Source organism: Exiguobacterium sp. N5 (assembly GCF_025842465.1).
GTDB lineage: Bacteria > Bacillota > Bacilli > Exiguobacteriales > Exiguobacteriaceae > Exiguobacterium > Exiguobacterium profundum.
Genome location: NZ_JAPAEP010000001.1, coordinates 1,162,175 through 1,174,252 on the forward strand (window position 1 = coordinate 1,162,175; position 12,078 = coordinate 1,174,252).

The window sequence follows — 12,078 nt, forward strand, 5'->3', positions numbered from 1 at the left end:
ATTAACGTTCGTTTACCGGAACATACTTACGGCTCGTTTCACCGACATATTCCGCACGTGGACGAATCAAGCGATTATCCGCATATTGCTCGAGAATGTGCGCAATCCAGCCAGACATACGAGATACGGCGAAGATTGGTGTGAATAGATCTTCTTCGAGACCGAGCGCATAATAAGTTGAAGCTGAATAGAAATCGACATTTGGTTTCAAACCTTTTTCCGTTTCGACAAGATGGTCGATTTTCTCAGACATCTCATACCATTTCGGTTCGCCGATTTGAGCAGTCAACTGACGGCTCATTTCTTTCAAATGTTTCGCACGTGGGTCGCCATCCTTGTAAACGCGGTGACCGAAGCCCATGATCTTCTCTTTGCGCTCGAATTTGCCACGAACATATTCTTCAACACGGTCGACCGAGTCGATCTCGTGCAACATTTTCATTACCGCTTCGTTCGCACCACCGTGAAGTGGCCCTTTGAGTGCCCCCATGGCCGCCGTGACACCTGAGTACATATCCGAGAGCGTCGCTACACAAACGCGAGCAGTGAATGTCGAAGCATTCAACTCGTGGTCTGCGTGTAAGATGAGCGCTTTATCAATCGTCTTTTCTGCTACATCGCTCGGCTCTTCACCGTTTAGCATGTATAAGAAGTTCGCAGCGTAAGAAAGACCTGGTTTCGGTGCGACCGGCTGCTCCCCTTTACGAAGACGAGCGAATGCCGTCACGATTGTAGCGACTTGTGCTTGTAGGCGAATCGCTTTACGCATGTTGGCCTCGTCACTCATGTCTTCAGATTCCTCATCATATAGAGCGAGTTGTGAAAGTGCCGTACGAATCGTCGCCATTGCATTGGCTGATTTCGGTGCACGTCTTAACGTATCAATCACCTCTTCAGGCAATGTCGCTTCTTTTACAAGCGCATCTGAGAGCGCTGTCAATTCCTCTGCATTTGGTAAGTGGTCGTTCCACAATAAGAACACTACTTCTTCGAATGTGGCGTTGTCCGCTAAATCATCAATGGTGTATCCTCCGTAAGTCAATTGTCCGTCAATAATTGAGCTGACTTTTGAGGCTGCTGCCACAATACCTTCTAACCCTTTTGTCGTTGACATTCATAACTCCCCCTCAGTCTTGAATAAAGTGGTCGACCGTAAAAACAGTCTGTTTATAGGGAATAAGGATACGGGACGGGTTGTTCCCCTGCATTCACCCAGTCTCCGTTTACCCTGTCCTTTATATAGTATAAACAATTTATTGCAAAAAAGAAATGTAAGCGGCTTCAGTTGTCAGAAAATATCAAAACCATTTTTCAATAACTTGATATCCACCTAAAATCAATGCCGCGATACCAGCTCCGACAAGCGGTCCAACGGGAATCCCTTTCATGAATCCAACCGCTAGAATCGTACCTGCGAGGAGTGCCGTGGTGACGACCGGGTCGACACGCATCAGTTGTACACCTTGCCCCGCAGCAATGGCAACGAACATCCCTGAGGCAAATGCAACAATCCCGACCGGCCCTTTAATACTATTCCACAATTCTTTAAACCCGATATCGCCGGTCGCGATTGGGACGAGAACTGCGATCGTAATGATTGTCACACCCCAGCTGATTCCTTTCGATGCAAGTGTCGGAAATAACTGGTCTCCGAATCCGATTGCTTTGATGATCAACAAGACGCTACTTGCGATTATGACAGATTGGTTATTTGAAATGACACCGATTAAGACAAGCATCAATAAAAATAGATATGCACTCATACGTATTCCTTTCTTCGAACGGAAAAAGAACCGACCTTTGTAGAAGGCCGGTTCGATTGTCGTTCAATTATGCGTTGTAGATTTTACCTGTGAGTGGGTCGATTGAAATCATCTGACCGTCACGAAGCGATGCTGTCGCTGCATCAACACCTACGATGACTGGCTTGCGAAGTGATGGTCCAACGATCCCAGCATGGCTCGTCAATCCGCCGTCTTCTGTGATGATTCCAGCCGCTTTTTCGATCGCAGGCATCATTTCTTTATCTGTGAATGGTGCGACAAGGATCATGCCGTCTTTCGCTTTTGCATTTGCTTCATCCGCATTTTTCGCGACAACGACTTCTCCAACAACACCGCGCTCACCGATTCCACGCCCGTCTGCGAGAGCGTGACCAACGATGTGGACTTTCATCATGTTTGTCGTACCAGCTGTCGCCGCAGGAATACCAGCTGAGATGACAACGAGGTCACCGTCAGTGACGAATCCAGCGTGACGTGCCGCTTCCGATGCTTGAACCAACATTTCATCCGTGTTGTTCGGCATTGTTTCAGCAACGATTGGGTATACGCCCCATACGAGGTTCAATTGACGCGCAACGCGCTCCGATTCTGTCACCGCGATGATGTTCGCTTCAGGACGATACTTCGCTGTACGAGCAGCCGTATAACCTGATTGTGTCGGTGTCAAGATTGCTTTGGCGTTCAAGTTGATTGCCGTGTGCGCAACCGCTTGAGAGATCGCATCCGTCACTGTGTGCTCACTGCGCTTCTGACGATCTTTCAACAAGTTTTTGTAGTCGAGCATGCGTTCTGTACGCTCTGCGATTGCAGCTTGCATTTGAACAGATTCGATTGGGTAGTCCCCTGCAGCTGTTTCACCAGAAAGCATGACTGCGTCTGTTCCATCCAAGATTGCGTTTGCTACGTCTGATGCTTCCGCACGTGTCGGACGCGGGTTACGTTGCATTGAATCAAGCATTTGCGTTGCTGTGATGACCGGCTTCCCGAGATCGTTACACTTCTTGATGAGTTCTTTTTGAACTGGTGTCACTTCTTCTGTCGGGATTTCAATTCCGAGGTCCCCACGGGCTACCATCAAACCGTCAGAGATTGCCAAGATTTCTTCGATGTTATCGACACCTTCTTGGTTCTCGATTTTCGGGTAAATCTTGATGTGTGATGCGTTATGTTTCTCGAGAAGTTGGCGAATTTCAACTACGTCAGATGCACGACGTACGAATGATGCTGCAATCACGTCAATGTCTTGTGAGATCCCGAACTCGATGTCCGCGATGTCTTTGTCCGTGAGGGCAGGAAGGTTTACCTTGACGTTTGGCAAGTTAACACCTTTCTTCGTCTTGATGATTCCTTCGTTTTCAATGACGCAACGGAGATCACGGTTATCAAGCTTTTCAACGACACGGAGTCCGATGAGACCGTCGTCGAGCATGATGTGTGAACCGACTTCCACATCATCGTAGAGTCCTTCGTACGTCACAGAGAAACGATCTTTCGTTCCGACGATTTCTTCCGTTGAGACGATTGTGACTTCTTTTCCTTTTTCAAGAAGTGCCTTACCGTCTTCGAATGTATGCGTGCGGATCTCTGGACCTTTTGTGTCGAGAAGAACAGTGACAACTTTACCCGCTGCTTTCGCCGCTTCACGGATGTCACGGATACGAGCGCCGTGCTCTTCATAGTCACCGTGTGAGAAGTTGAGACGGGCAACGTTCATCCCAGCTTCGATCATCTCAGGAAGACGCTTCTCAGAAGCCGGTCCAATGGTACATACAATTTTCGTTCTACGCATAATATAAAAACCTCCTAGGGGATATAGTGCAACTTACAAACAGAAAACGGGGGGCCTTGGACCGTATCCCGTCTCTGCAACATACAAAATCGTTTAAATCGACAATTGGTTAACGAGGTCAATCAATTGCATATCAATCGTGTGCTTGTTATTGTCGAGCGCCTCATCGATATCAAGATCCATCATCTGGTTGTTACGGATTCCGACAACGCGGCCCGCTTTCCCTTCAAGCAAGATCTCAACAGCGTATGCACCCATACGACTTGCAAGGACACGGTCAGCGGCAGTTGGGGAACCACCACGTTGGATGTGACCGAGAATCGTGACGCGTGTTTCTGAGTTCGTCTTCTCAGCAATCAATTTGCCGATTTCTTCCGCACTTCCCGCACCTTCAGCAACAATGACGATCGAGTGCTTCTTACCGCGTGCAATCCCGTGATTGATTCGTTCCACGATTGCATTCAAATCCTCTGGACGTTCTGGGACGAGAATCGACTCAGCACCACCAGCGAGACCAGAATAAAGCGCGATATCACCAGCGTCGCGACCCATGACCTCGATGACATACGTACGTTCATGTGATGACGCCGTATCACGAATCTTATCGATCGCATCAAGCGCTGTATTGAGTGCTGTGTCGAAACCGATTGTCGCATCTGTTCCTGGGATATCGTTATCGATTGTACCCGGAAGGCCGATTGTTGGGAATCCGAGTTCAGTCAATTTTTGAGCTCCGCGATAAGAGCCGTCTCCACCGATGACCACGAGGGCATCGATATTGAATTTCTTCAACTGTTCTACTGCTTTTGCGCGACCTTCTTCTGTTCTGAATTCAGGACAGCGCGCAGAGCGAAGGAACGTACCTCCACGTTGAATGATGTCGCCGACTGATCCAAGATTTAATTCGACTAAATCACCTTCGATTAATCCTTGATAGCCGTTATACACGCCGTACACTTCAAGACCTTCAAAAATTGCTTTTCGGGTCACGGCACGGACAGCAGCGTTCATTCCAGGAGCGTCTCCTCCGCTTGTTAATACCGCAATACGTTTTAAATTCACGTCGCTCACCTCTTATGTGTTTTAACGAAATCTGAAAATAAAATACCACGTCTGACCTTTGTTTTACAACACAAGTATGTGAAAAAAATGCATAGGGTATCTCACAAAGCAGTCACTTGATGAATGAATAAAGCTTTATTCAAAGCCATTGTTACCGTTTTCACTCATTAATTGTGCCAATTTGATGATATTTGGTCGCACGTCCTTGAATCAGCTCAGAAGTTGATTGCGCAAGCAACTCGTTCATGTGCTGTAATAAGACAGGTTTCAAGAGTGACGACTGTAGTGACACATCAACGTGTGCCCCCCCGTACACTTCTCCTACCACTTCATCAACAATCCCTAGGTTGAATAAATCTTGTGCAGTAATCTTCATCGTCTCTGCCGCACGCTCTGCTTGTTTCGCGTCTTTCCACAATAGTGCCGCTGCACCTTCTGGCGAGATGACTGAGTACGTACTATTCTCAAGCATCAATAGACGGTCGCATACACCAATCCCAAGCGCACCACCTGAACCACCTTCTCCAATGACAACGGAGACGATCGGCACTTTCAGCGTCGCCATCTCAAACAAGTTACGGGCAATCGCTTCACTTTGACCTCTCTCTTCTGCGGCTTTCCCCGGATAAGCCCCTTTCGTGTCAATGAATGTCAAAATAGGACGGTTGAACTTCTCGGCTTGTTTCATGAAACGCAATGCTTTTCGATAGCCCTCCGGGTGAGGCATACCAAAGTTTCGTTTCATGTTCTCTTTCGTGTTTCGCCCACGCTGATGTCCGATAATCGTCACCGGCACTCCTTCAAACGTCGCAAGTCCAGATACGATTGCCGCATCGTCATACCCATGTCGGTCCCCATGGAGTTCCATGAAGTCAGGGAATAAATGCTGGATATAATCGAGCGTTGTCGGTCGCTTCGGGTTTCGCGCCAACTGGACGCGATCCCACGGTTTCATATTCCCATAAATATCTTTTTCTAATCGGTCGAGCTTTAACTCGAGATGACGAATCTCTCGGGATAAATCAATCCCTTTCGTCTCAGCGGTCTCCCGTAATTTATTCAGTTGTTCAGTGACTTCTTTGATTGGGTCAAACATGACGGACACCCCCATCGTGTAATTCAATCATCCTCTTCAAGAACGAACGCATCTGTTCACGATGAATGACCGCATCCAGCTGCCCTGACTCAAGTAAAAACTCAGCAGTTTGAAAGTTCTCTGGAAGTTTTTCCCGAATCGTCTGTTCGATGATTCGTCGTCCTGCAAACCCGATGAGCGCTCCCGGCTCTGCGACGTTCAAGTCGCCGAGCATCGCAAAACTCGCTGACACACCACCTGTCGTCGGATGAGTCAAATACGCGATGTACAGCAGTCCTGCTTCGTCATGTTCTTTTAGAGCGATGGACGTATTGGCCATCTGCATCAAACTGACCATTCCTTCTTGCATCCGAGCCCCACCTGATGCTGTGAACAAGACGACTGGAAGCCCGAGTGATGTGGCGTTTCGGACAGCCGAAGCAATCGCTTCTCCAACGTATGCACCCATCGACCCCATACGGAATCTCGCATCCATCACACAGACAACGAGTGGTAGTCCGTCGATTGTCGCCTTTCCACATACGACGGCCTCTTCAATCCCGGTCCGCTCACGATCTTTCGTCAACTTTTCCTCATAGTCAGGGAAGTCGAGTGGATTCGCCTTGACAGACGGTCCCACAAAGCGTTCGAAAGACCCTTCGTCGACAAGCATATCAATCCGTTCTTGCGCCTGAAGCGGAAAATGATAGCCGCAATCACATACTTTGTGGTTCTCATTCAACTGTTTTGTATAATGCATATATTTACAAGATGGACATTTCGTCATCAATCCCTGTGGTGCGTCAATCTTTGGTTCTCGTTGACGCAATGGCATATATCGTTTCGGTTTCTTGAAAAAAGCAGTCATCGCTTCCCCCTCGTTCATTCCGGCATCCCCATTCCACGCCACGTCTCGACAAATCGTTTCCGTTCCTCGAGCGTATATAAATCCCCAACGTCTAATCCGTCAAAAAAGCGATTGACCTCACTCCAAATTCGAATGAACAGTTCATTCTTCAACTGAAAGATGAGTTGCTGGCGAAACGTTCGATCATCTTCGATCACCGTTTCTAATAGAGCCAGTCGTTCCTTAGTCGGTTCAATTTCTGAAAACGCCATGCGCTCCAATAGTCGAAGCATCTCAATAATATCGGTCGCTTTCGTCTGTTTGGTCACAATGAACTCCGACAATATCTCAATGTACCGATGTCGGTCTTGCTCACACAAAAAGGTACCACCACCATGTCTCGTCTCCACGATGCCTAAAAAGCTCAACGCTCGTAACGCTTCGCGAACCGAAGCGCGGCTAATGGACAGCGTTTCGGCGAGCTCTCGTTCGGATGGAAGCCGATCACCTGGAACTAAAGACGATTGGACAATTAATTTTCTAATCTTTGAAATGTTTCCGTGAAATGAGGATGCGTGTTTTTCATGCATCTGACCGTTCAACTCCCTTTTTTGGATCACCTATCAAACTTAAGTGGTCAGACCAATTAGTGCGATTATATCACTTTTTAGGACTTGGTACTAGTTTCTGGACCAACCATTTTTGTATCGATTCGTTTCAGTACGACATTTTCTTCCCCGAACCGTCTTTTCGCTTCCGCCACATACTCTTCATTCGGATTGATTGAAAAAGCTGAAGCCAGTTGTTTCACTTCCTTCGAATCCGTGAATCGGCATACAACCGGAACATCCCCTTGTGCTCGTTGAATCCAATCTTCCAATTCAGGGAAGCGGTCGAGTGTGAGCCGGATGAATAAGGCTTGCCCGTGTAACGGTCGAACCCGTTCGACAATCAATTGCTTGCGACCATCCCGTTCATTCGAATGGACCTCGAGTAACAAGATGTTACCGGCATAGAGGGACCGTCCAAACTGCGCGAATGTTCGAGGAAACACGACGACCTCGTCTTGCGTCATGCCATCGTCCACCATGAGAACACCCATCCGTTCTTGTTTTTTTGTCATGAACGTACGTACGTCATCTACATATACGACGAGATAACCGTTTGTTCCATTCATGACTTCTTCAATTGTAGACGGTTCGATCCCGATATCCGGAAGTGCCGTCAATGGAGAGTGGACCACCCATGTCCCGAGCGCCTCCCTCTCTTCTTCAGACCAATTCGGTTCTTTCACTTTTTTCTGTTTTAGTCCGAGTGAAGACAGCTCATCCGGTAAAAAATGTGTTCCCGCTTCTTCTCGCAAACGTTCGACTGCTTCAAAGGCATGTGTCCGGTCACCGTGATACATCCGGTCGAGCGCGCCCGCACCAAGTAATCGACGTAATTTCAGTTGGTCTTTATTTTTCCACTCCATGGCTTCTTGAAGCGTTCTGACATCTTTCAACTGCCCGTTCAGTTCAATCAGTCGGTCCACATCCCGTTTGGTCAACCCCTGGACCGCCTTCAACCCGAGCCGGACGCCCGGTCCCTCAAGTGTCGCGTCAGCGTGACCATGTAAGACGTCCGGTGGGTACACCGGAATTTGATCTTTCCGTAACAGTCTGACAAGTTCCGTTGTTTTTTCTGATGTCACCACATGAAAGACACGAGGGAAATGTGCTTTGACGTAAGCCAATCGGTAACTGATCAAACTGTAGGCGACAGCGTGAGAGCGGTTAAATCCGTACCCGGCAAACTTTTCAATCCATGAAAAGATTTGCGCCAAGACGTCCTGGTCTCCCGCTTTTGCTTGTTGCAAAAATCGTTCTCGTTCCCGAGCAATCGTTCCGGTCTCCTTTTTAGCAATAGCACGTCTGACCAAATCCGCTTCCGCATAGGAATAGCCTCCGAGTTTACGGAGAAGTTTCATCACCTGTTCTTGATAGACGAGTACACCGTATGTCGGTCTCATGACGTCTTCTACGTCTGGGTGGACTGGTTGGTAAGACATACCGTGTTTTCGCTTCGCATACGTTTCGATGAATTGCATCGGTCCCGGGCGATAGAGTGACATCGTGACAACGATATCTTCAAACTCAGTCGGTTTCACTTGTCGAAGCGCTTGCTTCATCCCGGTCGATTCAAATTGGAAGATTCCGTCCGTCTCACCTCTCGCAAGCAATCGATACGTCCGAGCATCGTTTAACGGAATTGTTTTCAGAGAGAACAGCGCATCACTTTCTCGAATCAAATCCTCCATCTTTCGCAAGCGACTCAAGTTTCGTAATCCGAGCAAGTCAATTTTCAGAAGCCCGACCTCTTCCAAATCCTTCATATTATATTGGGTCACGTGTTCTTCAAGTTCGGGTTGGAGCGGAGTCACTTCTTCAATCGGTTGACGACTGAGCACCACTCCTGCCGCGTGAACGGAGGATTGACGCGGCAAACCTTCTAGCTGTTTGGCAATCCGTAATAACTGCTGACGCTTTTGGCTACCGGCAAACCACTTCATCTGCTTCTGGCTCGACATCAGTTCATCAAGTCCTCCGGCTTTCACTTGCTTGCTCGCAGCCTGCCCTTCCTCAAGGGTCATCCCGAGCGCTCTCGCAACGTCTCGAATTGCCGCTTTCGCACCGAACGTGGCAAGTGTCCCGATCTGTGCGGCATGCGTATGACCGTATCTTGATAGTACGTAAGAAACCACTTCCTCACGACGTTCATCTTCAAAATCGAGGTCTATGTCTGGCATCGACACACGCTCTGGATTTAAGAATCGTTCGAACAACAACCCGTAATGAACCGGATCAACTTCCGTGATATGGAGGGCAAAACTGACGAGTGAACCTGCTGCCGATCCACGCCCCGGACCTACTTCAATCCCAGATTCTCGAGCAAACCGAACGATGTCTTCCACGATCAAGAAATAGGAAGAAAATCCGGTATTGGCGATGACTTCAAGCTCAAACTTTGCCCGCTCGATGTAAGGTTGTTTCACGAGTTCCATTGCCTTCAACCGCTCACCGACAAGTCGTTTCAGCTTTTGATCGGCATCCGGAATTTCTGGAATCGCCCCTTCCGCACGTGGTAGATGATCCAGCCGAATCAATGCCTCGAATCGATCCAGTTCCGATAATTCTTCCGTTGTGAACCAGTCATTCATTTCACTCGGTAGTCGAACGTGCAATCCTTTTTGTCGCACGTCTTCATTCGACATCACGTCCCCTTCGCGAATGGCAGAAATGGCTCGGAATCCTTCCACATCTTCCGGTCTCATGTATCTCGTTTCAGGGGCCGGAATCAATTGGACAGCAAGCTCTTCGCGCATGAGACGAAGTTGTTTCAACACTTGTACCTGTTCCGTAGTCTGAGGTGCCGGTAGTCCGAGCCACAGCTTCTCTTCATCGACAAACGACAAGAGTTGATGATAAAGGCGACGCCGGTGAACCGGATCACTCGCTTTCCAATTTTCAGGTAATACGATCAGCGGCATCGTTGTCCGTCCTTCAATTCCTCCCGCCTGGATGATACGATATTGTTCCTTAAGCTCCGTTTCGTTAGATGAATACACAATCACGGATACGTCTAACCCATCCAATCGGAGGACCGTTCTCAGTCCGATTAGCGGTTTCACCTCATATCGTTGGCAATATGACAAAAATGTCGGAACCCCATAGAACGCATCGTCTGCGATCGCCACGGAACGACTTCCCCGTTCGGTCATCTGCAAGACATATTGTTCTAACCGGATTGTACTTTGTAGTAAACTATAAGCAGTTCTGACATTCAGATGAATCATCGTTGGCCTCCTTTCTATATTAATGGAATTGTCAAACTCAATTCATCACTTCTCTGATACAATAATTATAGACAAAACTCACGACAAAAGGGGGTAAAAGCGTATGATTATCAATCGGGGACAGATTGCACGCGATAAGTTAGAAAAATTACAGCATGGTCAAACAGTGTTTGCCGACAGCCCAGAAATCATCGACCGGCTCCGTAAGTACATTACTGAGTATCAGCTCGACGTCGTCGAGGACGTGACCGAACGAGGTACATGGTTCATCCCAAAGGAAAATGGAGACAAATGAAGAGAGCTGACCTCGGTCAGCTCTCTTCATTTTCTTCAAACGTGAATTCCCCAGCCACTTCATTCAAAGCCGCAATCACGTCATCCATCTCATCCCATGTGTCAATCGTGGCACCAGCCGCCATCGGATGACCTCCCCCACGGTATCGCTTGGCCACTTCATTGATGACAGGACCTTTCGACCGGATGCGCACACGAATCTCTTCTTTGTTTTCCACGAACATGACCCAACATTTCAATCCTTCGAGGCCAGAGAAGCTATTGACGAGTTGCGATGCCGCTTCCGGGGACGCATGGAACGTCCGGAGCACGTCCTTGTCAATCTTCACATAGCCGACGCCTTCTTCTGTGACATTGACGTGCTGTAACACGTACCCTTGTAACTGAAGAGTCGCTAAGTTGGTCTTATACATGTGTCGGTACAATTTATTCGTATCGATGTCTTTCGCGATCAGCGCCGAAGCAATCTCAAACGTTCGGGCCGTAGCATTTCGAAACTGGAATCGTCCTGTGTCGCCTACGATGCCGGCATAGAGTAAAAATGCCGCCTCTTGGTCGATTGGATATCTCCAAATGTCCGCGAGTTCCACAATCATCTCAGACGTCGAACTGACCGAAGTATCGACAATCTGTGTCATCGCATATGGATCTTCATCGGGATGATGATCGATTTTAATGATTGTCTTCCCTTTTAGCGCAAATGGTCCATCGATTCGCTCTTGATTCGCCGTATCTAATATAAGGACGAGCGCGTCTTGATACATTTCTTCTTCGACATGTTCCATCTTTCCTAAAAACTCGAGGTCTGGAACCATGCCACCGACCACATAGATTTGCTTCTCCGGATGAACCGATTTTAGAATGCGCTGTAAACCAAGCTGGCTCCCCAACGCATCAGGGTCTGGTCGTACGTGGCGGTGAATGAAAATGGTGTCAGCCGCCTCAATTTCTGATTTGATTGTATCCGCTTCCTGCCATTGCGTCATGATGATTCCTCACTTTCCTACACACTATTATGGTATGATGATAACAGATTACGAGATAGAAAGGGGTTCCTTCACTTGCAACTTGTCATGATTGGACTCATTTTGTTCGCGCTCGGTGCGTACCTTGTCTTCAAGCGCCGCGCTTTTTTGACAAAGACGCCAAACCGAAAAGCGTTGTTCAACACGCAAGCGTTGATCTGGTTAAGTTTATTCCTCGCATTGTTCGCTGCGAACCAAATGGTCGGGGGATTCGGTCTGAATTCATCTGTCGGTTGGATTGTCAGCATCGTCATGTTAGTCGTCGGTTTAGGGAATGCTGTTGTCGGATTTATCCGTTACCGCAAAATTTACCCTCTCGCCGCAGAAGAACCGACGAATACGCCATCATGAAAAAGAGCACCCGCTA

11 protein-coding genes are annotated in these 12,078 nt (G+C 48.1%); 2 read left to right on the forward strand and 9 right to left on the reverse strand.

The features are described 5' to 3' along the window. Position 1: 1 nt before the first annotated feature. The 8 genes from citZ to dnaE form a co-directional block, all read right to left on the reverse strand. Positions 2 to 1,114 carry a citrate synthase gene (citZ, locus tag OKS35_RS06035; RefSeq protein ID WP_214683969.1) on the reverse strand — a complete coding sequence of 371 codons (1,113 nt, stop codon included), beginning with the start codon at positions 1,112 to 1,114 and terminating at the stop codon, positions 2 to 4. Between the two features lie 184 nt (positions 1,115 to 1,298). Then, positions 1,299 to 1,763 (reverse strand): DUF441 domain-containing protein, encoded by a 465-nt coding sequence (locus tag OKS35_RS06040; protein ID WP_012726718.1) that lies wholly within the window; start codon positions 1,761 to 1,763, stop codon positions 1,299 to 1,301. Between the two features lie 67 nt (positions 1,764 to 1,830). Then, positions 1,831 to 3,573: a pyruvate kinase gene (gene pyk, locus OKS35_RS06045; RefSeq protein WP_074036515.1), complete on the reverse strand. Its 1,743-nt coding sequence runs from the start codon at positions 3,571 to 3,573 to the stop codon at positions 1,831 to 1,833. Positions 3,574 to 3,666: 93 nt separating this feature from the next. Further along, positions 3,667 to 4,635, reverse strand: coding sequence for a 6-phosphofructokinase (pfkA, locus tag OKS35_RS06050; protein ID WP_012726720.1), 969 nt, complete (start codon positions 4,633 to 4,635; stop codon positions 3,667 to 3,669). A gap of 160 nt (positions 4,636 to 4,795) precedes the next feature. Continuing rightward, a complete protein-coding gene (locus tag OKS35_RS06055) occupies positions 4,796 to 5,731 on the reverse strand; it encodes an acetyl-CoA carboxylase carboxyltransferase subunit alpha (protein WP_074036513.1) in 936 nt (311 codons plus the stop codon). Next, on the reverse strand, positions 5,724 to 6,578 hold the full coding sequence (accD, locus tag OKS35_RS06060; RefSeq protein WP_196431849.1) for an acetyl-CoA carboxylase, carboxyltransferase subunit beta: 855 nt from the start codon (positions 6,576 to 6,578) through the stop codon (positions 5,724 to 5,726). Before accD ends, OKS35_RS06055 begins: the two co-directional genes overlap by 8 nt. Before the next feature lie 14 nt (positions 6,579 to 6,592). After that, positions 6,593 to 7,147 (reverse strand): FadR/GntR family transcriptional regulator, encoded by a 555-nt coding sequence (locus tag OKS35_RS06065; protein WP_196430904.1) that lies wholly within the window; start codon positions 7,145 to 7,147, stop codon positions 6,593 to 6,595. 77 nt (positions 7,148 to 7,224) lie between these two features. Then, positions 7,225 to 10,392 (reverse strand): DNA polymerase III subunit alpha, encoded by a 3,168-nt coding sequence (gene dnaE / locus OKS35_RS06070; RefSeq protein ID WP_264092653.1) that lies wholly within the window; start codon positions 10,390 to 10,392, stop codon positions 7,225 to 7,227. Between the two features lie 103 nt (positions 10,393 to 10,495). Here dnaE and OKS35_RS06075 point away from each other — a divergent pair, with 103 nt between their 5' ends. After that, a complete protein-coding gene (locus OKS35_RS06075; RefSeq protein WP_074036509.1) occupies positions 10,496 to 10,687 on the forward strand; it encodes a hypothetical protein in 192 nt (63 codons plus the stop codon). Positions 10,688 to 10,703: 16 nt separating this feature from the next. On the opposite strand, the gene OKS35_RS06080 is transcribed toward OKS35_RS06075, so the two are convergent. Continuing rightward, positions 10,704 to 11,672 carry a DHH family phosphoesterase gene (locus OKS35_RS06080; protein WP_074036506.1) on the reverse strand — a complete coding sequence of 323 codons (969 nt, stop codon included), beginning with the start codon at positions 11,670 to 11,672 and terminating at the stop codon, positions 10,704 to 10,706. A 75-nt stretch (positions 11,673 to 11,747) separates the two neighbouring features. On the opposite strand from OKS35_RS06080, the gene OKS35_RS06085 reads away from it, so the two are divergent. After that, positions 11,748 to 12,062 carry a YtpI family protein gene (locus OKS35_RS06085; RefSeq protein ID WP_074033432.1) on the forward strand — a complete coding sequence of 105 codons (315 nt, stop codon included), beginning with the start codon at positions 11,748 to 11,750 and terminating at the stop codon, positions 12,060 to 12,062. Positions 12,063 to 12,078 lie beyond the last annotated feature (16 nt).

Coding starts and splice junctions, on each gene's coding strand:
- citZ (WP_214683969.1), bottom strand. CDS start 1,114: ATGTCAACGACAAAAGGGTTAGAAGGTATTGTGGCAGCAGCCTCAAAA.
- OKS35_RS06040 (WP_012726718.1), bottom strand. CDS start 1,763: ATGAGTGCATATCTATTTTTATTGATGCTTGTCTTAATCGGTGTCATT.
- pyk (WP_074036515.1), bottom strand. CDS start 3,573: ATGCGTAGAACGAAAATTGTATGTACCATTGGACCGGCTTCTGAGAAG.
- OKS35_RS06055 (WP_074036513.1), bottom strand. CDS start 5,731: ATGTTTGACCCAATCAAAGAAGTCACTGAACAACTGAATAAATTACGG.
- accD (WP_196431849.1), bottom strand. CDS start 6,578: ATGACTGCTTTTTTCAAGAAACCGAAACGATATATGCCATTGCGTCAA.
- OKS35_RS06065 (WP_196430904.1), bottom strand. CDS start 7,147: ATGCATGAAAAACACGCATCCTCATTTCACGGAAACATTTCAAAGATT.
- dnaE (WP_264092653.1), bottom strand. CDS start 10,392: ATGATTCATCTGAATGTCAGAACTGCTTATAGTTTACTACAAAGTACA.
- OKS35_RS06075 (WP_074036509.1), top strand. CDS start 10,496: ATGATTATCAATCGGGGACAGATTGCACGCGATAAGTTAGAAAAATTA.
- OKS35_RS06080 (WP_074036506.1), bottom strand. CDS start 11,672: ATGACGCAATGGCAGGAAGCGGATACAATCAAATCAGAAATTGAGGCG.